The organism is Limnohabitans sp. TS-CS-82, from assembly GCF_002943475.1.
Genome location: NZ_PTQX01000018.1, coordinates 25082 through 46548 on the forward strand (window position 1 = coordinate 25082; position 21467 = coordinate 46548).

At 57.8% G+C, this 21467-nt stretch carries 18 protein-coding genes; 6 read left to right on the forward strand and 12 right to left on the reverse strand.

Annotated elements, in window-relative coordinates; all coding sequences use genetic code 11:
- Positions 1 to 103: 103 nt before the first annotated feature.
- The 4 genes from C5F52_RS25740 to C5F52_RS25755 all read left to right on the forward strand — a co-directional run bounded on the left by C5F52_RS25740 (position 104) and on the right by C5F52_RS25755 (position 5366).
- Entirely contained in the window at positions 104 to 1078 is a 975-nt protein-coding gene (locus C5F52_RS25740; protein WP_104801229.1) for a bifunctional riboflavin kinase/FAD synthetase, read from the forward strand.
- 117 nt (positions 1079 to 1195) lie between these two features.
- Positions 1196 to 4087, forward strand: coding sequence for an isoleucine--tRNA ligase (ileS, locus tag C5F52_RS25745; RefSeq protein ID WP_104801230.1), 2892 nt, complete (start codon positions 1196 to 1198; stop codon positions 4085 to 4087).
- Between the two features lie 26 nt (positions 4088 to 4113).
- Positions 4114 to 4614, forward strand: coding sequence for a signal peptidase II (gene lspA / locus C5F52_RS25750; protein WP_104801231.1), 501 nt, complete (start codon positions 4114 to 4116; stop codon positions 4612 to 4614).
- A 2-nt stretch (positions 4615 to 4616) separates the two neighbouring features.
- On the forward strand, positions 4617 to 5366 hold the full coding sequence (locus C5F52_RS25755) for a 2OG-Fe dioxygenase family protein (RefSeq protein WP_104801232.1): 750 nt from the start codon (positions 4617 to 4619) through the stop codon (positions 5364 to 5366).
- A gap of 16 nt (positions 5367 to 5382) precedes the next feature.
- Here C5F52_RS25755 and C5F52_RS25760 read toward each other — a convergent pair whose 3' ends face one another.
- Positions 5383 to 6366 (reverse strand): quinone oxidoreductase, encoded by a 984-nt coding sequence (locus C5F52_RS25760; protein WP_104801233.1) that lies wholly within the window; start codon positions 6364 to 6366, stop codon positions 5383 to 5385.
- 114 nt (positions 6367 to 6480) lie between these two features.
- On the opposite strand from C5F52_RS25760, the gene C5F52_RS25765 reads away from it, so the two are divergent.
- A complete protein-coding gene (locus C5F52_RS25765) occupies positions 6481 to 7401 on the forward strand; it encodes a DMT family transporter (protein ID WP_104801234.1) in 921 nt (306 codons plus the stop codon).
- A 1-nt stretch (position 7402) separates the two neighbouring features.
- On the opposite strand, the gene C5F52_RS25770 is transcribed toward C5F52_RS25765, so the two are convergent.
- Together C5F52_RS25770 and C5F52_RS25775 are read right to left on the reverse strand one after the other, a co-directional pair.
- On the reverse strand, positions 7403 to 8197 hold the full coding sequence (locus C5F52_RS25770; RefSeq protein ID WP_104801235.1) for an SDR family oxidoreductase: 795 nt from the start codon (positions 8195 to 8197) through the stop codon (positions 7403 to 7405).
- On the reverse strand, positions 8197 to 9105 hold the full coding sequence (locus C5F52_RS25775) for a DMT family transporter (protein WP_104801236.1): 909 nt from the start codon (positions 9103 to 9105) through the stop codon (positions 8197 to 8199). The genes C5F52_RS25770 and C5F52_RS25775 overlap by 1 nt, the downstream gene beginning before the upstream one ends.
- Positions 9106 to 9187: 82 nt before the next feature.
- Between C5F52_RS25775 and C5F52_RS25780 the strand changes: the two genes are divergently transcribed.
- Positions 9188 to 10957: a cation:proton antiporter gene (locus C5F52_RS25780; protein WP_104801237.1), complete on the forward strand. Its 1770-nt coding sequence runs from the start codon at positions 9188 to 9190 to the stop codon at positions 10955 to 10957.
- 40 nt (positions 10958 to 10997) lie between these two features.
- Here the strand turns inward: C5F52_RS25780 and C5F52_RS25785 are convergent, their stop codons facing one another.
- From C5F52_RS25785 to recJ, 9 genes are all read right to left on the reverse strand, one after another.
- Positions 10998 to 11411, reverse strand: coding sequence for a hypothetical protein (locus C5F52_RS25785; RefSeq protein WP_104801238.1), 414 nt, complete (start codon positions 11409 to 11411; stop codon positions 10998 to 11000).
- A 3-nt stretch (positions 11412 to 11414) separates the two neighbouring features.
- Entirely contained in the window at positions 11415 to 11975 is a 561-nt protein-coding gene (locus C5F52_RS25790; protein ID WP_146100165.1) for an EndoU domain-containing protein, read from the reverse strand.
- On the reverse strand, positions 11968 to 13836 hold the full coding sequence (locus tag C5F52_RS25795; RefSeq protein WP_369954360.1) for a gamma-glutamyltransferase family protein: 1869 nt from the start codon (positions 13834 to 13836) through the stop codon (positions 11968 to 11970). The genes C5F52_RS25790 and C5F52_RS25795 overlap by 8 nt, the downstream gene beginning before the upstream one ends.
- A gap of 3 nt (positions 13837 to 13839) precedes the next feature.
- A complete protein-coding gene (locus C5F52_RS25800; RefSeq protein WP_104801240.1) occupies positions 13840 to 15462 on the reverse strand; it encodes a gamma-glutamyltransferase family protein in 1623 nt (540 codons plus the stop codon).
- The gene (locus C5F52_RS25805; protein ID WP_104801241.1) at positions 15459 to 16733 is read right to left on the reverse strand and encodes a DUF3422 family protein; all 1275 of its coding nucleotides are present in this window, start codon (positions 16731 to 16733) and stop codon (positions 15459 to 15461) included. Before C5F52_RS25805 ends, C5F52_RS25800 begins: the two co-directional genes overlap by 4 nt.
- Positions 16734 to 16844: 111 nt before the next feature.
- Positions 16845 to 18356: a tripartite tricarboxylate transporter permease gene (locus tag C5F52_RS25810; RefSeq protein WP_104801242.1), complete on the reverse strand. Its 1512-nt coding sequence runs from the start codon at positions 18354 to 18356 to the stop codon at positions 16845 to 16847.
- 17 nt (positions 18357 to 18373) lie between these two features.
- Positions 18374 to 18859 (reverse strand): tripartite tricarboxylate transporter TctB family protein, encoded by a 486-nt coding sequence (locus C5F52_RS25815; protein ID WP_104801243.1) that lies wholly within the window; start codon positions 18857 to 18859, stop codon positions 18374 to 18376.
- Positions 18860 to 18975: 116 nt separating this feature from the next.
- The gene (locus tag C5F52_RS25820; protein WP_104801244.1) at positions 18976 to 19737 is read right to left on the reverse strand and encodes a spermidine synthase; all 762 of its coding nucleotides are present in this window, start codon (positions 19735 to 19737) and stop codon (positions 18976 to 18978) included.
- Between the two features lie 17 nt (positions 19738 to 19754).
- Positions 19755 to 21464 carry a single-stranded-DNA-specific exonuclease RecJ gene (gene recJ, locus C5F52_RS25825; RefSeq protein WP_104801245.1) on the reverse strand — a complete coding sequence of 570 codons (1710 nt, stop codon included), beginning with the start codon at positions 21462 to 21464 and terminating at the stop codon, positions 19755 to 19757.
- Between the last annotated feature and the right edge of the window lie 3 nt (positions 21465 to 21467).

A 21467-nucleotide genomic window follows, 5' to 3' on the forward strand; every position in this document is an offset into this window, starting at 1 on the left:
CCTCCATTCGCTGCAATAACGACCGTTCGGGAATGCACATCTATCGCTGACAATATACCTTTATCGGGTGACAGTTTTGTGTTCGTCGCCCCACACTTAAACCATGCAAATTTTTCGAGGTTTTCATCACCCCCAGTTGGCTTCAGCCTGTGCGCTGACGATTGGCAACTTTGACGGCGTGCACCGTGGCCACCAAGCCATGCTGGCCCTGCTGAAAAATGAGGCACGTCACCGCGGCGTACCCAGTTGCGTGATGACGTTTGAACCTCACCCGCGCGACTTCTTCGCCAAGCAACACCAACAGCCCGACCTCGCCCCCGCCCGCATCGCCACCCTGCGCGACAAGCTCAACGAGCTGGCAGCTTGCGGTGTAGACCAATGCGTGGTGCTGCCGTTTGACCAAAGCTTTGCCTCGCAAGAGCCACAGGCTTTCATCGAAGACGTGCTGGTCAAAGGCCTAGGCGTGAAATACGTGCTGGTGGGTGACGACTTCCGCTTTGGGGCCAAACGTGCGGGCGACTACGCCATGCTGGATGCGGCAGGCGGAAAGCTGGGCTTCGACGTGGCCCGCATGAACAGCTACGAGGTGAAGAACCTACGCGTGTCCAGCTCTGCCGTGCGCGAGGCCATGGGCCGTGGCGCGATGCAAGAGGTAGCGCAGTTGCTGGGCCGCCCTTATGCCATTTCGGGCCACGTGGTGCATGGCCGCAAGCTGGGCCGCGAGCTGAACTGCCGCACGCTCAACCTGCGCTTCAGCCATTGGAAGCCCGCCGCCAGCGGCATCTTCGTGGTGCAGGTACATGGTTTAGCCGACCAGCCCTTGGCAGGTGTGGCCAATTTGGGCATTCGCCCCTCGCTCGACCCGACCGATGTGAACGGCGGCCGCGTGCTGCTGGAAACCCATTGCCTCGACTGGCCCGCCAGCCTAGGCGCTGAGGGGGGCTACGGTAAAATCATCCGCGTGGAACTGCTGCACAAACTACACGACGAGCTGAAGTACGACGGTCTGGATGCCTTGATGCAAGGCATACACAAAGACTGCGACGATGCACGCGCCTGGCTCGCAGCCCGAATTTGACGGGGCGTGCAGCCCCCTCTTGCTGCACATTGCCCCGCATCTGCCTGATTTAGCTAGCTGCCCAGCTTTTGGGTTTAGCAGCCAGCCCCCTCTTAATGCCTCCGACCTGAGATAGCCATGACAGACAAAGCCACCCCAACTTCCACGGACTACCGTTCCACGCTAAACATGATGGACACCCCGTTCCCCATGCGTGGCGACTTGCCCAAACGCGAACCCGCTTGGGCCAAGCAATGGAACGAGCAAGGCTTGTACAAAAAACTGCGCGTGGCTCGCCAAGGTGCACCGCTGTTTGTGCTGCACGACGGCCCGCCCTACGCCAACGGCAAACTGCACATCGGCCACGCACTGAACAAAGTGCTGAAGGACATGATCGTCAAGTCCAAGCAATTGGGCGGCTTTGACGCGCAATACATTCCCGGCTGGGACTGCCACGGTTTGCCCATCGAGAACGCCATCGAAAAACTACACGGTCGCAAACTCAGCCGCGACGACATGCAGGCCAAGAGCCGCGCATTCGCCACCGAGCAAATTGACCAACAACGCGAAGACTTCAAACGCTTGGGCGTGTTGGGGGACTGGGAGCGCCCCTACCGCACCATGGACCCTGCCAACGAAGCCGGCCAACTGCGCGCCTTCAAACGCGTGATGGAACGTGGCTTTGTGTACCGTGGCCTGAAGCCCGTGTACTGGTGTTTTGACTGCGGCTCATCTTTGGCCGAGTTTGAAATTGAATACGCCGACAAGAAGAGCGACACGCTCGACGTGGCTTTCTTGTGCGCCCAGCCCGAAAAACTAGCTGCTGCGTTTGGTTTGCCCAAGCTCTACAAAGAAGCGTTTGCAGTCATCTGGACCACCACCGCGTGGACCATCCCTGCCAACCAAGCGCTCAACATGCACCCCGAAATCAACTACGCCTTGGTGGACACCGAGCGTGGTTTGTTCTTGTGCGCGGCTTCGTTGGTCGAGAAATGTTTGGAGCGTTGGAAGCTCGAAGGCAAAGTGGTGGCAACAGCTACCGGCGATAAGCTGGGCTTGATTGAATTCAACCACCCACTGTCACATGTGGACGCTGGCTACAAACGCACAGCCCCCGTCTTCTTGGCCGACTACGTGGGCGAGAGCGACGGCACAGGCATCGTGCACAGCGCACCTGCCTACGGCGTGGATGACTTCAACTCATGCATGGCCAACGGCATGAAGTACACCGACATCTTGAACCCCGTGCAAGGCAACGGCGCGTATGCCGCTGACTTCCCGTTGTTCGGTGGCCAGCACATTTGGAAAGCTGTGCCCGTCATTCTGGAAACCTTGCAAAACGCAGGCCGCTTGATGGCCACACAAACCATCACGCACAGCTACCCCCATTGCTGGCGTCACAAAACGCCCGTCATCTACCGCGCGGCAGCGCAGTGGTTCATCCGCATGGATGCGTTTGACAGCACCACCGAAAAAACCACGGGCAAGTTCATCACCGACAAGTCCAGCAAATCGCTGCGCGAACTCGCGTTGCACGCGATTGACCAAACGCACTTCTACCCAGAAAACGGCCGCGCACGTTTGCGCGACATGATTGCCAACCGTCCCGACTGGTGCATCTCGCGCCAACGCAGCTGGGGTGTGCCCGTGCCGTTCTTCTTGCACAAAGACAGCGGCGAGTTGCACCCACGCACAATGGCCATCATGGACCAAGCAGCCGACATCGTTGAAAAAGGCGGCATCGAAGCATGGAGCCGCGTGACGGTGGAGGACATCCTCAACCAGCCCGGCGACGATGCAGCCAGCTACACCAAGAGCACCGACATCTTGGAAGTGTGGTTTGACTCTGGCTCGACCTTCCAACACGTGCTGCGCGGCAGCCACAAAGATGCTTACGACCGTGCGCCGCACCACGACCAAGGGCCAGAAGCTGATTTGTATTTAGAAGGCCACGACCAACACCGCGGCTGGTTCCACAGCTCGTTGTTGCTCGGCTGCGCCTTGTACGACCGCGCGCCCTACAAAGGCCTGCTGACCCACGGCTTTGCCACCGACGGCCAAGGCCGCAAGATGAGCAAGAGCTTGGGCAACACCGTCGCGCCACAAGAAGTGAGCGACAAGATGGGCGCAGAAATCGTGCGCTTGTGGGTGGCCAGCACCGACTACTCGGGCGACCTGAACATCGACGACAAAATCTTGGCTCGCGTGGTCGATGCGTACCGCCGCATTCGCAACACGCTGCGCTTCTTGCTCGCCAACGTGAGTGACTTTGATCCAGCCAAAGACGCCGTGGCATTTGACGACTTGTTGGAAATCGACAAGTACGCGCTGTCTCGCGCTGCCCAAGTGCAAGCCGAAATTCGCGCGCACTTCGACGCGTATGAGTTCCACCCCGTGGTGTCGAAGTTGCAGCTTTACTGCTCGGAAGATTTGGGCGCGTTCTATTTGGACGTACTCAAAGACCGCCTGTACACCACAGCGCCTAAATCACTCGCACGTCGCAGCGCACAAACCGCGTTGCACCAAATCACCCACGCCATGCTGCGTTGGATGGCCCCGTTCCTCAGCTTCACCGCTGAAGAAGCGTGGACCACGTTTGGCAAGTCTGAGTCGATCTTCTTAGAAACCTTCACTGATCTCGGCGCAAGCAATGCGGTGTTGATGGACAAGTGGGGCAACATCCAACAAATTCGCGAAATCGCCAACAAGAAAATCGAAGACAAACGCACAGAAGGATCTGTGGGTGCGTCACTGCAAGCTGAACTCATCATTCACTGCGACGACGCAACATACGACACCTTGGCTTCATTGGGCGACGACTTGAAGTTTGTGTTCATCACATCAAAGGTTTCTTTGGTGAAGGTTGAGGGCGCAGGTTTGACCGTTGAAGTCAAAGCCAGCGAAGCCACCAAGTGCGAACGCTGCTGGCATTACAGCGACGACGTGGGCCACAACCCCGCTCACCCCACCCTGTGCGGCCGTTGCGACAGCAACTTGCACGGTGACGGCGAAGTGCGTCACTTCGCCTAAACGGCGCACGATAGAAAGCACAACACATGGCACGCCACACCTTCATTCGCAACACCACCTCTTACTGGGTGTGGCTAGGGCTAGCCGCTCTGGTGTTGATCGCCGATCAATTCACCAAAGTGCTCATCGTCAGCACGTATCAGTTGGGTGAAGGTTTTCCCGTCAGCAGCTTTTTCAACATCGTGCGCGTGCACAACGAAGGCGCTGCGTTTTCGTTCCTCGCCACGGCGGGCGGCTGGCAGCGTTGGTTCTTCACTGGCCTTGGCGTGGTGGCCACCATCGCCATGGTGTGGATGCTCAAAAAACACCCCGGTCAAAAACTGTTTGGCTTCGCCATTGCCTGCATCTTGGGCGGTGCCGTGGGCAATGTGATGGACCGCGTGTTGTATGGCTACGTGGTGGACTTTTTAGATTTTTATTACGCGGGCATTCACTTCCCTGCGTTCAACATTGCCGACTGCGGCATCAGCGTGGGCGCCGCCTGCCTCATCTTGGATGAAGTGCTGCGCGTGCGTCGCGGAAACTGAACATGCAAATACTCGCCCCCAGCACCGTGAGCGTGGCCGAGCTGCACAACGCCGTCACGCGCAAAGGCTACGGCATGCTCAATGCCGCCAGCGTGGCCGAATGGGCGGGATGCTCGCTGGAAGAGCTGCAAGCCCTGTCCCCCAGCTGGGACCACATGCCGCCAGACAATTACCTCAAGGATGGTGGCCGCTACCGTCGCCGCTTGCACAGCAGCTTTGTGTTTGAAAACGACGCACTGCACCCAGTGCCCCACCGCGCGCACTGGCAGTCACTCGACTACAACGCGCTGCACGGTGGCATGGAACGCTGGTTTGAACCCATGCACGAGGCCACAGTCAACACATCTGCATGGACCCAACTGCTCACCGCGTTTGCGCACACAGCAAGCCAAGTGCGCGGCACGCCCAACACCAAGTGGTGCATCGAAGCGCATCAGTTCCGCATTGACACCACCGATGGCATTGGCCGCCCCACACCCGAAGGCGCGCATCGCGATGGCGTGGATTTTGTGGCGGTGTTCATGGTCAACCGCACCCACATCAAAGGCGGCGAGACCCGCGTGTTTGAAGCCAACGGCCCACAAGGCGAGCGCTTCACCCTGAGCGAGCCTTGGTCCTTGATGTTGTTAGACGACACCCGCGTGATTCACGAAAGCACGCCCATCCAGCCATTGGCTGAGGGCGGCCATCGCGATACGCTGGTGCTCACCTGCCGCGCAGACAAGTTTCAGGACGCTGAACCCAGCGTCTGAAACCTCTGCGCTGTCATCACAAAGTGATGATGGTGCAACCCGTGGTCTTGCGGGCTTCCAAGTCGCGGTGCGCTTGGGCAATATCGGCCAAGGGGTAAGTTTGGTCGATGTGGATCTTCACCTTGCCGCTGGTCACGGCTTCAAACAAATCGTCAGCCATTTCTTGCGTGCTTTCGCGCGTGACGATGTGGCTGAACAAAGTTTGACGTGTGATGTAGATCGAACCTTTAGGGCCCAAGATGCCAGGAGCCATCGGCGCTGGTGCACCTGATGCGTTACCAAAGCTGGCCATCAAACCAAATGGTGCGATGCAATCGAGTGACTTGTCCCACGTGTCTTTACCCACTGAGTCGTAAACCACTTTCACGCCTTTGCCGCCTGTGATTTCTTTCACGCGCACCAAGAAATCTTCGGTGTTGTAGTTGATGACGTGCGCTGCACCGTTGGCCTTGGCCAATTCGCATTTGGCATCGCTTCCTGCCGTGCCAATCAGTTGGTAGCCCAAAGCCTTGGCCCATTGGCAAGCGATCAAGCCCACACCGCCAGCGGCTGCGTGGAACAAGATGAAGTCACCTTTGTGCAAGCCACCTTGTGGCAAGGTACGCTTCAACAAATATTGCGCGGTCAAACCTTTGAGCATCATGGCTGCGCCGGTTTCAAACGAAATCGCATCTGGCAATTTGCACACGCACTTGGCGGGCATCACGCGCTCTTCGCAGTAGCTGCCGGGTGGTTGGCTGGCATACGCTGCACGGTCGCCCACTTTCAAATGGGTCACGCCTTCGCCCACGGCTTCGATGATGCCTGAAGCTTCCATGCCCAAGTGCAAAGGCATAGGCAGTGCATACACGCCGCTGCGTTGGTACACGTCGATGAAGTTCAGGCCGATGGCTTTGTGGCGAATGCGGATTTCGCCAGGGCCAGGTTGGCCCACGGTCACGTCAACGAGCTTGAGCTCTTCGGGACCGCCGTTTTTTTCGATGATGACTGCTTTGGTCATGGATTGATGCTCCAGATATAGGTGAAATTTTTCAGACGCTGAATCCTGCCATGAAATGGGTGCCTCTCCTGTCGCACAGGTTATTGGGGGGGGCTCGGGTACAGTCTTGCCCTTATGTCAGTTGTTCCTCACACCCTCACGCTGCGCAATGCGGCGCTTTTATTGATCCCGCCTCTTTTGTGGGCTGGCAACGCCGTGATAGGCCGCATGATTGCGGACCTCATTCCGCCCATCACCCTCAACTTCTTTCGCTGGGCCTTGGCCTTTTTGCTGGTGCTGCCCTTGGCGCACAGCATGCTGCGCCGCGACAGCCCCTTGTGGGCGCACTGGAAGCGCTACACCTTGCTAGGCCTTCTGGGTGTGGGCTTGTACAACAGCTTTCTGTATTTAGCGCTGCAAACCTCCACACCCATCAACGTGACTTTGGTCGGCTCGAGCATGCCTGTGTTCATGTTGCTGGTGGGTGCGTTGTTCTTCAAGCAAACAGTGCGCAAGCGGCAAATGACAGGGGCAGTGCTGTCCATCCTCGGTGTGATGGTGGTGCTGTGCCGTGGTGACTGGCATGCACTGGCCAATGTGCATTTGGTCATCGGCGATGTGTTTGTGCTCATGGCAACGGCCGCGTGGTCTTGGTACAGCTGGTTGTTGTCGGGCACCCAAGAACCCACAGAAGCGCGCAGCAACTGGGCCAACTTCCTGATGGCGCAAATGGTGTTTGGCTTGTTCTGGTCTGCCGCGTTCAGCGGTGCTGAGTGGGCGGGCCTGACGGGCATTGCCGATGCACACATCAGCTGGAGCTGGCCGTTGGTGGCTGCGCTGGTTTATGTATCAGTCGGCCCAGCGGTGCTGGCCTACCGCTTTTGGGGCTTGGGCGTGCAACGCGTGGGGCCCAACATTGCGGGCTTCTTTGTGAACCTCATTCCCGTGTTCACCGCCACCTTGTCAGCCTTGGTGTTGGGCGAAATGCCGCAGCTGTATCACGCGGCAGCATTTGTGCTGATCATTGGCGGCATTGTGGTGTCGTCACGCAAGTAACTCAGAACGTGCCCGCGTAAGCGCCACCATCGGTCAAGATGTTTTGGCCCGTCATGTATCCCGCTTGTGCCGAGCACAAAAACGCGCAGGTATCACCAAACTCTTGTGGGTTGCCAAAGCGTTGGGCAGGAATGGTTTTCTTGCGTGCCTCGGCCACGGCATCCACAGATTGACCCGTTTTTTCTGCGGCACCTTTCATGGTGCCCTTGAGTCGGTCGGTGTCGTACGCACCGGGCAGCAAGTTGTTGATGGTCACATTGTTGGCCGCCAATTTTTGTGTGCGTGCCACGCCCGCCACAAAACCCGTCAAACCTGAACGCGCACCATTGGACAAGCCCAAGATGTCGATGGGTGCTTTCACCGCGCTTGAGGTGATATTGACGATGCGGCCAAAACCTCGCTCTGCCATGCCATCGACCGTGGCTTTGATCAGCTCAATCGGCGTGAGCATGTTGGCATCGACCGCCTTGATCCAATCCTCGCGCTCCCAGTTGCGGAAGTCACCGGGTGGCGGGCCACCTGCATTGGTCACCACGATGTCAAAGTTTTTACCAGGTCCACCTGCGACGGACCAAATGGCTTCGCGACCTTGCTCGGTGGTGATGTCTACCGCCACAGCGAGGATGGTGGTGCCCAGTTTGCGCAGCTCTGTCGCAGCAGCTTCTAACGCCTCAGCACCGCGCGCGACGATGACCACGTTGACGCCTTCGCATGCGAGTGACTGCGCACAGCCAAAGCCCAACCCTTTGCTTGCGCCACCCACCAATGCCCATTTACCTTTGAGACCTAAATCCATCACTTACTCCCATACTTCGAAACAATAAATACGCCACTCACCACAAGCAGTGTGCCTGCACCAATCCATACGTTCAATGGTTCGTCCAACAGCAACACGCCTAACGCAATGGTAGACATGGGGCCAATCATGCCGGTTTGTGCGGTCAACGCTGCGCCGATGCGCTCAATCGCCATCATCACCATCAACACAGGGGCCACAGTACAAGCCACCGCGTTCAGCACACCCAACCACAGCACCTCCACAGGTACCGCCGCCGCAGACAAGGGGCGCAACAACAAGAACTGCGCAATGCAGCACAGGCACGCCACACTGGTGGCCCAACCCACCAAGCGCAACGAGCCAATGCGCTGCACCAACTCACCGCTGTACAGCAAATACACAGCGTAGCTGATGGCGCTGGCCAAAATTAATCCACCGCCCAAGGCCACGTTGGCGCCAGACAGTGTGAGCTCATGCGCAAACACCAACAACACGCCGCAGTAACTCACCCCCATCGCCAAGATGCGAATGGGGCGAATCGGTTTTTTGTACAGCACCCATCCCAGCAACATCACCAACGTGGGGTTGAGGTACAGAATGAGTCGCTCAAGGCTGGCCGTGATGTATTGCAAGCCCAAGAAATCAAGGTAGCTCGACAAGTAGTAACCCACAAAGCCAAGACCCACGATGTCGATCACATCGCGACGCGTGAGCGGGTTTTCGCGCGCAATGGCTTGACGCTCCGCCCACAAGCCTATGGCAATGAAGAACGGCAGTGCAAACAGCATGCGGTACATGATGACCGTCACGGCATCGACTCCGTACACATAAGACAGCTTGACGATGATGGCTTTGCCGCTGAATGCAATGGCGCCGGCGGAGGCCAAAAGAAGGCCCGACAAAGCAGGACGTTGGACAGAATTCATTCGTAAAAATCACCAGTAAGTCATGAGTTTATGTGAGCAATAAGCACGGGCGTGTCACAAACGCTCGGTACCATTGAGGGGTATGTCATCCCTTGAACTCACCCTGCTGTATTTGTGCGCTGCCGTGGTCAGCGTGGTGGGTTGCCGGCTGCTGCATTTGCCCGCCATGTTGGGCTATTTGTTTGCAGGCGTGGTGATTGGCCCCAACGCTTTGGCACTGGCCAACGACTCGGCGGCAATTGAACACTTGGCAGAGTTTGGTGTGGTGTTTTTGATGTTCGTCATCGGACTGGAATTCAACCTGCCCAAGCTCATGCGCATGCGCAAGCTGGTGTTTGGTTTGGGACTGGGCCAAGTGGTGCTCACGCTGGTGGGTGCTTTGTTGTTCAACATCGCCGTGGGCTTTGCACTCAAAGAGTTAGGCTACATCTGGCGTTTGAGCTGGCAAGCAGCTTTGGCACTGGGCAGTGCGTTGGCCATGTCAAGCACCGCCATCGTGGTCAAACTCATGGCAGATCGTGTGGAGCTGGAGTCACCGCACGGCCAACGCGTGATGGGCGTGCTGCTGTTTCAAGATTTGGCCGTGGTGCCGCTGCTGGTGCTCATCCCCGCACTGGCCGATATGGGTGAACACAACCTGTGGAAAGTGTTGTCCATCGCCATGCTCAAAGCTGCGGTGCTGGTGGGCTTGCTGTTGTGGGGTGGCCAACGTGTGATGCGCAGTTGGTTGCACTTGGTGGCGCGCCGCAAGAGCGATGAGTTGTTCATGCTCAACCTCTTGTTCATGACGCTGGGCTTGGCGTGGCTCACCGAGTTGGCCGGTTTGTCACTGGCCATGGGCGCCTTCTTAGCCGGTATGTTGATTGCCGAAACCGATTTCAAACACAAGGTGGAGGCAGACATTCGCCCCTTCCACGATGTGTTGCTGGGCTTGTTCTTCATCACCATCGGCATGAAGCTCGATTGGGAAGTGTTGATCGACAGTTGGGCTTGGGTGCTGCTGCTGTCCATCGTGCCTTTGTTCCTCAAAGCAGGTTTGGTGTTTGTGTTGGCCCGCATCACCGGTGCGCCTGCAGGCGTGAGCCTGCGCACCTCGTTGTACTTGGCGCAAGCGGGTGAATTCGGTTTTGTGTTGTTGACACTGGGCCTGCAAAACGCGCTCATCCCCGCTGCGTGGATGAGCCCCATCTTGGCGTCCATGGTGTTGTCGATGATTGCCACGCCCTTCTTAGTGATGAATGCCGACCGCATCGTCAACCGCCTCATCAGCAACGACTGGCTGCTGCAATCGTTGGCCCTCACTGGCATGGCTCAGCGATCGCTCAAGGTAGAAAACCACGTCATCGTGTGCGGCTATGGTCGCAGCGGTCACAACTTGGTGGACTTGCTCAAGCTCGAGAACATTCCCTACGTGGCCCTCGACTCTGACCCCGATCAAGTGCAAATGGGCCGCGACCATGGCCACCATGTGGAGCTGGGTGACGCCACCCGTTTCTCAAGCCTCATGTCCGCAGGCTTGGTACGTGCCTCTGCGGTGGCGGTGACTTACCCCGACCTACCCTCGGCGCTCAAGGTGTTGGCATGGGTCAAAGAACACGCACCGCATGTACCTGTGATCGTGCGCACCCATGACGACGAACACCTTGAAGACCTGCGCGCAGCAGGTGCCGCCGAAGTGGTGCCCGAAGTGATTGAAGGCAGCCTCATGCTGGCCAGCCAAACCTTGGCCCACATTGGCATTCCCCTCAAACGTGTGATTCGTTTGGTGCAAGGCCAACGTATGACGCGCTATGCGCTGATGCGCGATGTGCTCAAGCACAAAGAGGGGTTGGGGGATACGGAACCGCGTTGACGTAGCGGATGTACGACAACTTGGGTGCCGCGCACACGAATCAATGCTTGATTGGCTGTGCCAAAAAATCACGCCATGCGAGCAACATGGCCTTCACTTCAGGCCAAGTGAATCGACCTTCGGGCTGGTTCCAATACGCCAAGTCATCTGAATCCACATTGCTCTGATTGAACTGCACGCCGTTGATGGCCATGTCCACATGGAACGCATTGCCATCGACAAACCATTTTTCTCGCGCGTCATCTTCGATTTGCGTCATCGCGTGCAGCACCTCATCGCAGTGCGCCACGTCAGCCATGTCACTGGTCAACCAACTGCACACAAAGCGGTTGAGCGGATGCTGGTGGTCTCCCGTGCCGTCGTCACTCACCCACTCACACGCGGGGTAGTGCACGGACTGTGCGGCGCTGCCGGGCACAGGCGCTTGTGTTTGGATGAAGCAACGCAGTGACATGAATCAGTTGCGTTTGCTGTACACGGGATACGCCGTGACGCGTGGTTCTAGATAACCTTCCACACGCACACCGCTGGGCGTGAGCGCGCTCCATTTCTCACCACGAATGGTTTTGGTGGGGCTGAACCATGCGGCATTCACCTCGCTCACCACTTGCTCAGCGGTCCAATCTTTGGGGAACATGGTGTTGGGCATGGGGTTGCCGTTGCGATCGGTCTTGGTAATCCACTGGCCTGCACGCTGTGGGTCTGCCATTTGCACTTGGGCGCGGTACACGCCGGTGGCATCAGGGGAAGAAGCACTGCCTTCAATCACGCGCACATCGCCATTGAGCAAGGTGTGGCCGCCTGTGGGCTCACCGGTGCGACGTTTGTAATCTGCACCGATGATGTGTTTGAAATCAATGGGGGAGTTGCTGGCAGGCATGGCCTCTTGCACCACGGCCACTGACTTGGCTTTTTCATGCGACGCCGTGTTCGATGAACTGTGCGACCCTTTGTAGGAAAAGAACGCCGACAGCGCGACGATCACCAAAGCCACTCCAACACGAATCAATTTATTCACCCATCACCTCACCTTCACGTCGTGGGTCAGCGCCGCTCACCCACACGAATTTTTCATTTCTGTTTTGTTTGACCACGGCTTGCAAGCCGCTGGTCAATGCAAGTTCCCTCACCTCGTGGCCGCGCTCGCGCAAAGCCGCAAGGGTAGCAGGCGCAAAGCGCCCGCCTTCCAACACCAGTGGGCCGCCCACGCTGCCAAAGTTGGGCAACGCAATGGCTTGCTGCGGGCTCAGGCCCCAGTTCAACACGCCCACCAAAGTTTTGGCGGTGAAGTGAATGATCATCGCACCGCCGGGGCTGCCCACACTCATCACCAACTGGCCCGTGGCTTTGTCAAACACCAAGGTGGGTGACATGGACGAACGCGGGCGTTTGTTGGGCTGCACACGGTTGGCCACAAGGCGGCCCTGCGTATCACGCGGGGCAAAGCTGAAATCGGTCAGCTCGTTGTTGAGCAAAAAACCTTTCACCATTTGGCGCGAACCAAACGCGTCTTCGATGGTGGTGGTCATGGCCAGCGCATTGCCGTAGCCATCGACGATGCTGATGTGTGAGGTGCCGTACTCAGGCTGATCCACCATGGGTGCCAAGCTGCTGCGTTGCGCACGCACGGGCACACCGGGCAAGGCTTGCGGCATGGCCGTGGGGCGAATGAGTTTGGCACGCTCGCGCAGATACGCAGGGGCCAGCAAGCTTTGCCATTCGCCGCTGGGGGCCGGCGCAAAGTCAGGGTCGGCCACATACAAGGCACGGTCGGCAAAGGCCAAACGCGAAGCCTCGGTGTACAGATGCAACCAGCGCGGGTCGGGTGTGCCATCCACGGCCTCAGTCGGTGGCGACATCAATGACGCGGGCGTGTGCTGCAACATGCCCAGTATTTGGCCAATGGCAATCGCACCCGAGCTGGGCGGTGGAAAACCACACACGCGGTACACACGGCTCGCGGCGGCATGGTCAAAACACACAGGCGTGCGCTCTTTGGCTTGGTAATTGGCCAAGTCGCTCAGTGCCAAGCGTCCTGGATTGCTGGGGTGCTGCTGCACTTTGCGCACCACGGCCTCGGCCACCTCGCCGCTGTAAAACGCTTGCACGCCCTCAGTGGCGATGCGTTGCAACACAGCGGCCAACTCTGGGTTGCGCAACACATGGCCGATCGCGTGCGGCTCGCCATTGGCTTGGTAAAAATAAGCGCGAGCGGTAGGGTCTGAACGCAAATACGCATCCGCCTTGAGTTGCGCGTGCAAACGCGGGCTGATAGCAAAGCCCTGATTTGCAAGCGCAATGGCAGGCTCAAACAATTTGGCCCATGGCAGTTTTCCGTGTTGGGCGTGCGCTTGCGCCAACATGCGTAACACGCCAGGCGTGCCCACCGAGCGACCACCCACCACGGCCGCGTGAAACGCCAGAGGCTGGCCCTCGGCATTGAGCAGCATGTCTTCGGTGGCTGCTGCGGGGGCAGTTTCACGGCCATCAAAGGCCTGCACTTTGGCATTTACAGTTGCGCCATCACCCGCTGTGCTGTGCAGCAAAAATGCACCGCCACCCAGGCCACTGGATTGCGGCTCGACCAAACCCAACACCATTTGCACGGCGATGGCGGCATCGACCGCCGAGCCGCCTGCTGTCAACATCTCAAAGCCTGCTTGTGTGGCCAAGGGGTTGGCCGCCGCCACTGCAAATTTTTGGGTGACGACATCGGCTTTGCGCGTGAAGCCTGTGGCGATTTCGGGTTGCAGTGGTGCACCGCTGACAGCGCTGGGCGATGTCCAACCACCAGGCTGCGTAGCGCATGCGACCAACAAGGCCAACACCGCGGCCAGCACAGCACCACGTTTCAAATGCACGTTGTCTTGCGCACCCACGGTTTAAAAGCCTGCCACCAAGCCATCACGCCGTGCATCGCTGGCGGCGACGTAGCCTTCGACCTTGGGATCGCCTGCACGCCAGATGAATTGACCCGCACCAAAGTCTTGGTAGCTGTCGTTGATGACCCCCACTTGGTGGCCACGCGCCTGCAAGCCCTGGACTGTGTCGTGGTTGAGCGACGCCTCGACGTTGATCTCCAAGCCCGCGTTGTAACGCCAACGCGGCGCATCACACGCAGCTTGCGGATTTTGTTGGTAATCCAACATACGCACCAGCGTTTGCATGTGACCTTGCGGTTGCATGTTGGCGCCCATCACGCCGTAGCTCATCACGGGCTGACCATCTTTGCTGAGGAAGGCTGGGATGATGGTGTGGAATGGACGCTTGCCAGGTGCCACCACATTGGCGGGGTTCAAACCCTGCGCGTTCAAGCTGAAACCGTGACCACGGTTTTGCAAGCTGATGCCAAAGTTGGGTTCGACACAGCCCGAGCCAAAGCCCATGTAATTGCTTTGGATGAAGCTGACCATCATGCCGTTCTCATCCGCCGTGCTGAGGTAAATCGTGCCGCCCTTGACGGGGTTGCCTGCACCAAAGTCTTGGGCGCGCTTCATGTCGATCAATCGGGCGCGGCTCTTGAGGTAAGACGGATCCAGCATTTGTGCGGGTGTGACGTCCATCGCGCTGGGCTCGGCCACGTAGCGGTACACATCGGCAAATGCCAGCTTCATGGCTTCAATCTGCAGATGTTGCGAATCCACGCCATCCACCTTCAAGCTCGCCATGTCAAAGTTTTCCAAGATGCCCAAAGCAATCAGTGCCGCAATGCCTTGACCGTTCGGTGGAATTTCATGCAGCGTGTAGCCGCGGTAATTTTGTGCAAGAGGTGTCACCCACTCTGCCTTGTAGTTGGCAAAGTCACGCGCCGTGATGCTGCCACCGTGTTCGGCTGAGAAACGTTCAATCGCTTGCGCAATCTCGCCGCCATACAAGGCTTGGCCTTTGCTTTTGGCAATGGCACGCAAACCTTTGGCAGCCGCAGGAAATGTGAACAGCTCACCCACCTTAGGCGCACGTCCCCACGGCAAAAAGTTTTGCGCAAAGCCGGGTTGCATGTGCAACTCCGGCGTCGCAGCCGCCCATTTTTGTTGCACCACCACGGGCAACAAATAACCGCGCTCAGCAATTTCAATCGCCGGTTGCAACAGGTCTTCAAAGGGCAATTTGCCAAAGCGTTCGCTCATCGCCACCCACGAAGCCACGGCGCCTGGCACGGTGACGGAATCCATGCCGCGCTTGGGCGGCGTTTGCGCATCGTTGCCGTATTTGCGTTTGAAGTACTCAGGCGTCCACGTTTGCGGTGCGTGGCCCGAAGCATTGAGCCCATGCAATTTTTGGCCATCCCACAAAATACAAAACGCATCCGACCCCAAGCCACAACTCACAGGCTCGGTCAGGGTGATGGCGGCTGCGGCTGCGATGGCTGCATCAACCGCATTGCCACCTTGCCACAACATGCGCAAGCCCGCTTGGGCCGCAAGCGGGTGCGATGTGGACACCACGTTACGCGCAAACACCGGCAAACGCGTGGAGGTGTAGGGGTTAGAAAAATCAAAATTCATTTTTTGAACACCTTGTTGTGTAAACGGCGCATCGACCACCAAACGACCAAGCCCACAAAAGGCAAAGCGCAAGCTGCGGTGACATCAGACGAAAAAGGCCAACCTATTTTTTCGGCGCCCTTGGCCAAATAGCTCACCAAACCCGTGAAGTAATAGGTGATCGCCGCCACGGACAAGCCCTCCACCGTGGACTGCATCTTGAGTTGCAAGTCTTGGCGTTGGTTCATGGTGGTGAGCAAGGCTTGGCTGCTTTGTTGTTGCTCAAAGTCGACCCGTGTGCGCAACAAATTGCTCATGCGTGAGACGCGTTCAGACAATGCGTTTTGACGACGCGAAGCCCAGTCACAGGTGCTGCGTGCGGGCGACAGGCGACGCTCCATGAATTCAGCAATGGTTTGCATGCCGGGCATGCGCGACTCGGCAATGTCACGGATGCGGCGATCGACCAGCTCAAAGTAAGCGCGCGTGGCCGAGAAGCGTGAATGCGTGCTGGCGTATTGGCCTTCCACTTCGCCGGCCAAACGCGTGAGACGGTCCAACAGCCCTGCTTCATCGGCACTTTTGGCATTGCGAATGGCGTTGGCGAGTGCAGCCAATTCGCGCTCAGCATCGGCCAGTGCATGCGAAGCCTCGCGTGCTGCCGGCACCCCCAACAAAGCGGCCATGCGGTAGGTTTCGATCTCTAGCAGCTGCTGCACCAAACGACCTTGGCGACGCGGCGTGAGTGAGCCCGTCAACAACACAATGCGTGAGTAGCCATCGGGGTGCAACTGAAAATCGGTGTACACCTCGCCGTGCCCTTCGGCCACGGTGGAAGCAACCAAGGTGTCCTCATGCAGCACCTTGGGCATGTCTGTGTGAATGTCCAAGGTAGACGACGGCACAAGCCACACATGCAAACGCGCCAAGCACTCACCAGGCAACTGGGCCAACCATTTTTGGGGGACAGCTTGCACAGCTGTCATGGGCTCTGACTGCGCAAACACATCCGAGCTCACAGGGCGCATGAAGGTCCATGACACAAACTCGGTGTGCAGCTCCCAGCGCATGCGAAACGAGCCCAAATCCATACGAACATGGTTGGTCTGGGCATCAGGCGCGGGTAAATGGTGATCGTGCAGCAACTGCGCCAAGTGGTCGCGACTCGCTTGCGCACTGGCACGGTCCACCCACATGACCACGCGCGAAATCACCTGCGGTGCCTGCATGGGCTCTGGGGGACGTGCGTGCACTTCGTTGTGCAGGGCCAGTCGTTGGGGGTGGTCGATCATTGATCACTTTCAAAAACGCATTGAACGGCCAATATAAACGAAGCTCAAGCTTGCCCCAACGAAAAACGGCACCCGAAGGTGCCGTTTGAAGGTGAAACAGTTTGAACTGAATTACTCTTCCACGAAGGCTTCTTCGCGTTTGGACTTGATGGAGGGCAGCAGCACGATCACCAAGAGCAAGGCCGCCGCCGCCAACAAACCAGCTGACAAGGGACGTGTACCGAACACAGTCCAGTCACCACGTGACAGCAACAAGGCGCGACGCAGGTTTTCTTCCATCATCGGCCCTAGGATGAAGCCGAGCAACAAAGGCGCAGGCTCTACACCTAACTTCATGAAGAGGTAACCAATCAAGCCAAAGCCAGCCACCATCCAGATGTCGAAGGTGTTGTTGTTGGTCGAGTACACACCGATCGCGCAGAACAGCACGATGGCAGGGAACAAGAAGCGGTAAGGCACTGACAACAACTTGATCCACATGCCAATCAAAGGCAAGTTCAAGATCACAAGCATCAAGTTACCAATCCACATCGAGGCAATCAGACCCCAGAACAACTCGGGGTTGCTGGTCATCACCTGTGGGCCGGGTTGGATGTTGTGAATGGTCATCGCACCCACCATCAAAGCCATCACGGCGTTGGGTGGAATACCCAAGGTGAGCAAGGGAATGAACGAGGTTTGTGCACCTGCGTTGTTAGCCGCTTCAGGCGCAGCCACACCGCGGATGTTGCCTTGACCGAAGGGCACTTCACCAGGTTGAAGTTTGGTTTTCTTTTCGATCGTGTAAGCGGCAAACGCAGCCAACAACGCACCGCCACCAGGCAACACACCGAGCATCGAACCCAAGGCCGTGCCACGGAGCACCGCAGGCATCATGTTCTTGAAGTCTTCCTTGGTGGGGAACAAACCTTCCACCTTGGCCGTGAACACTTCGCGGTCTTCTTCGGGACGCGACAAGTTCGAGATGATCTCGCCGTAACCGAACACGCCCATCGCCACCACCACAAAGCCCACACCGTCGGTGAGTTCAGGGATGTCAAAGCTGAAACGTGCCACGCCAGAGTTGACGTCGGTACCGATCAAGCCCATCAAAAGACCCAACACGATCATGGCAATAGCTTTGAGCAAAGAGCCCGAAGCCAACACCACCGCGCCCACCAAGCCCAAGATCATGAGCGAGAAGTATTCGGCAGGACCGAACTTGAACGCGAGTTCTGTCAAAGGAGGCGCGAAGGCCGCCAAGATCAAAGTACCCACAGAACCGGCGAAGAACGAACCCAAACCAGCAGCCGCCAAAGCGGGGCCTGCACGGCCTTTGCGGGCCATTTGGTAACCGTCGATGGTGGTCACCACCGACGACGATTCACCGGGCAAGTTCACCAAAATCGCGGTGGTCGAACCACCGTATTGAGCACCGTAGTAAATACCGGCCAACATGATCAGCGCCGACACAGGGGGCAGCGCGTACGTGGCAGGCAACAACATAGCGATGGTCGCCACTGGGCCGATGCCTGGCAACACGCCAATCAACGTGCCCAAGATACAACCGACCAAGGCGTACATCAGGTTAACCGGCGTGAAGGCCACGCCAAAACCTAGTGAGAGGTTTGCAATCAAATCCATTTTTTATTTCTCCCGGCTCAACCAGTGATGAAGGTGGGCCATACAGGCATTTGCAATTTCAGCAGCACGATGAAGGCCAAGTAGCTACCAGCAGACAAGATGGTGGCCAAGATGAGGACATCTTTGAACACAAAGGTCTCACCGGCTTTGCTGGCAATGATGACCAAGGCGTAGATCGCAGCAATCAAACCCATCGCTGGAATGCCAAAGCTGGGCAAGCCAGCCAACAAAATGCCAAACACAACGTTGGAACCCAAGATGTAAACAATGGGCTTCCACGCAAAAGCACCTACGGGCTCACCGTCTTCGGTGTGTTCCACCAACGAATAAAACGTGATGAAGGCACCCAACACGGCCAAGAAAATGCCGAGTAACAAGGGAAAGTAGCCAGGCCCCATGCGAGCGCCGGTACCGATGTTGTAGTTGGTTGCGCCCCAAGCGAAACCAGCACCGACCAATGTAAACATCAGGCCGGAGAAAAAGTCTTTTTGACTTTTGATCATTTCTTCTCCTCTATTCAAAAGCAAATATGCGATGAATTATGGAGTTGCAGAGGGGCCTAATCCGATGTGGGTTCCACCTATTTTTGAAGAAGAAAAATCAGGGGTAAACCCTTGCCTCATAAGGCTTTGAGAGGCTTGAACACACGCAGCCACTTGGTCGCTGGCAGCGGCCAACGCGCCTGAATCGCCTCGGCACGTGCCATCAATTCGGCGCGTTTGGGGCCGCTAGGTGTGCGTTGCGCCAGCACTACCGTGTTGCCCTCGCGTGTGGGCTTGAAAGCCCACAATGCATCCGCACCAAACGCAGCAGCCATCTTCTCGACACTTTGCGCAAAGCTGGAGCTGCGGCCAAACAGATTGACCGTCATGCAACCCTCGTCGGTCAACAGGCTGCGGCAGTCGGCATAGAACTCGGCACTGTCCAGCACGGGCGAAGCAGCTTCGTGGTCGTACAAGTCAACTTGCAGCGCATCGATCTGGCCACGCCAGTGGTCGTGCTTGGCCACCTCGGCGGCATCGCCCAACACCACTTGCAGCTTGGCGCTGTCAGCAGGCAACTTGAACCACAGGCGGCACGCAGCCACGACTTGCGGGTTGAGTTCAATCGCGGTGGTTTTCATGCGCAGGTGTTTGAACGAAAACTTGGTGAGCGATGCCGCGCCCAACCCCAACTGCATGGCGTGCAACTTGCCAACTTTGTCGATGTCCACAAACAAGAGCCACGCCATCATGCGTTGCACGTATTCAAGGTCGATGTCAAAAGGTTTGTCGATGTTCATCGAGCCTTGCACCCACGGCGTGCCGAGGTGCAGGTAGCGTGTGTCACCGTAGTCAGAGAAATTAACTTCTGGGAGTTGGATTTTTTTCTTAGTTGCCATTGCGTTGTCTTCGTTATTTATCCAGCCATGCCTTCGACCACAAAGCGCACGCGCTTGTTGCCCTGCCATTCATCCGCCTCTAAGCGAAACGCCAAATGCGCCAGAGGCGGCAAGGGATCCACACGGCCAAACCAAATGCCATCCACAGGCTGACCCTGGTGGCGCAGTTTGAGCGCCAAATGTTTTTCTCCCACCAAGCGCTGACCCAACACTTCGACCTCTTCGCTGAAGGTAGGCGGCGCAAAGCCTTGGCCCCACACTTCGCGAGCCAGTGTGTCGGCCAACTCGGGGCGGCGGTATTCGGGCAGCAGTGGGCCATCGGTTTCTAAGCGGCGTTGCAAGGTGGCTTCATCAAGCCACTCTTGCGCGACTTGTTGCAAGGCTTCTTCAAAGGTGGCGAGGTTGTCTTCTTCCAAAGTGCAACCCGCCGCCATGGCGTGACCGCCAAAGCGCAGCAACACGCCGGGGTGGCGTTTGGCCACGAGGTCGAGTGCATCGCGCAAATGAAAACCGGGGATGGAGCGGCCTGAGCCTTTGAGCTCGTGCCCTTTGCCCGCCGCTTGGCTGGGCGCAAACACAAAGGTGGGGCGGTGGTGCAAGTCTTTGAGCTTGGCCGCCACGATGCCCACCACACCTTCGTGAAAGTCGGGGTCGAACACACACAGGGCTGAGGGCGGCTCTTCTTCGGGGTCAAACATTTCTTGCGCCAGCTCTAGGGCTTGCTCGCGCATGTCGCCTTCAATCTCGCGACGCTCGCGGTTAATGCGGTCAAGCTGCGTGGCCAGCTCGGTGGCTCGGCCCACGTCATCGGTGGTGAGGCATTCAATACCCAGCGTCATGTCAGACAAACGACCGGCGGCATTGATGCGCGGCCCCACTGCAAAACCAAAATCTTGTGAGGTGCATTTCTCGCTGGTGCGGCCGGCCGCTGCAAACAACGCGGTCATGCCCGCAGGCATTTGACCTTTGCGCACACGCGCCAAACCTTGGGCTACCAGACGGCGGTTGTTGGCATCGAGCTTCACCACATCGGCCACGGTGCCCAGCGCAACAAGTGGCAACAAGGTGTCTAGTTTTGGCTGTTGTTCTGCCGTGAACACACCGCGCTTGCGCAGCTCTGCGCGCAAGACGAGCAACACATAAAACATCACGCCCACACCGGCGAGTGCCTTGCTCTCAAACGTGCAACCGGGTTGGTTGGGGTTGACGATGGCGTCAGCCTCGGGCAACACAGCCGCAGGCAAATGGTGGTCGGTGACGAGCACTTGCAAACCCAACTTACGAGCCGTGGCCACGCCCTCGACACTGGCAATGCCGTTGTCCACAGTGATCAGCACATCTGCGCCACTGGCTTTGACACGCTCGGCAATCGGTGGCGTGAGGCCATAGCCATCCACCACACGGTCGGGCACGATGTAGCTCACGTGCTTCGCGCCCAGCAAGCGCAGTCCACGCAGGGCCACAGCGCAGGCGGTGGCTCCATCGCAGTCGTAGTCCGCCACGATGCAGAGTTTTTTGTTGTCTGCCATCGCATCGGCCAACAACACGGCGGCGACTTCGATGCCTTTGAGCCCAGTGGGCGGTAACAGTTGCGCCAGCGACGCGTCGAGCGTGGCCGCATCTTGAATGCCGCGTGCTGCATAGAGACGCGCCAACAACGGATGCACGCCCGCTTGCTCAAGCGCCCAAATGCTGCGCGGTGGCATGTCGCGTGGGATGAATTGCATGGG

Bases quoted from the DNA above. Each gene is read 5' to 3' on its own strand.
- C5F52_RS25780 (WP_104801237.1), top strand. From the start codon at position 9,188: ATGTCATCCCTTGAACTCACCCTGCTGTATTTGTGCGCTGCCGTGGTC.
- recJ (WP_104801245.1), bottom strand. From the start codon at position 21,464: ATGCAATTCATCCCACGCGACATGCCACCGCGCAGCATTTGGGCGCTT.
- C5F52_RS25755 (WP_104801232.1), top strand. From the start codon at position 4,617: ATGCAAATACTCGCCCCCAGCACCGTGAGCGTGGCCGAGCTGCACAAC.
- C5F52_RS25820 (WP_104801244.1), bottom strand. From the start codon at position 19,737: ATGGCAACTAAGAAAAAAATCCAACTCCCAGAAGTTAATTTCTCTGAC.
- C5F52_RS25800 (WP_104801240.1), bottom strand. From the start codon at position 15,462: ATGAATTTTGATTTTTCTAACCCCTACACCTCCACGCGTTTGCCGGTG.
- C5F52_RS25740 (WP_104801229.1), top strand. From the start codon at position 104: ATGCAAATTTTTCGAGGTTTTCATCACCCCCAGTTGGCTTCAGCCTGT.
- C5F52_RS25770 (WP_104801235.1), bottom strand. From the start codon at position 8,197: ATGGATTTAGGTCTCAAAGGTAAATGGGCATTGGTGGGTGGCGCAAGC.
- C5F52_RS25775 (WP_104801236.1), bottom strand. From the start codon at position 9,105: ATGAATTCTGTCCAACGTCCTGCTTTGTCGGGCCTTCTTTTGGCCTCC.
- C5F52_RS25765 (WP_104801234.1), top strand. From the start codon at position 6,481: ATGTCAGTTGTTCCTCACACCCTCACGCTGCGCAATGCGGCGCTTTTA.
- lspA (WP_104801231.1), top strand. From the start codon at position 4,114: ATGGCACGCCACACCTTCATTCGCAACACCACCTCTTACTGGGTGTGG.
- C5F52_RS25815 (WP_104801243.1), bottom strand. From the start codon at position 18,859: ATGATCAAAAGTCAAAAAGACTTTTTCTCCGGCCTGATGTTTACATTG.
- ileS (WP_104801230.1), top strand. From the start codon at position 1,196: ATGACAGACAAAGCCACCCCAACTTCCACGGACTACCGTTCCACGCTA.
- C5F52_RS25760 (WP_104801233.1), bottom strand. From the start codon at position 6,366: ATGACCAAAGCAGTCATCATCGAAAAAAACGGCGGTCCCGAAGAGCTC.
- C5F52_RS25805 (WP_104801241.1), bottom strand. From the start codon at position 16,733: ATGATCGACCACCCCCAACGACTGGCCCTGCACAACGAAGTGCACGCA.
- C5F52_RS25810 (WP_104801242.1), bottom strand. From the start codon at position 18,356: ATGGATTTGATTGCAAACCTCTCACTAGGTTTTGGCGTGGCCTTCACG.
- C5F52_RS25785 (WP_104801238.1), bottom strand. From the start codon at position 11,411: ATGTCACTGCGTTGCTTCATCCAAACACAAGCGCCTGTGCCCGGCAGC.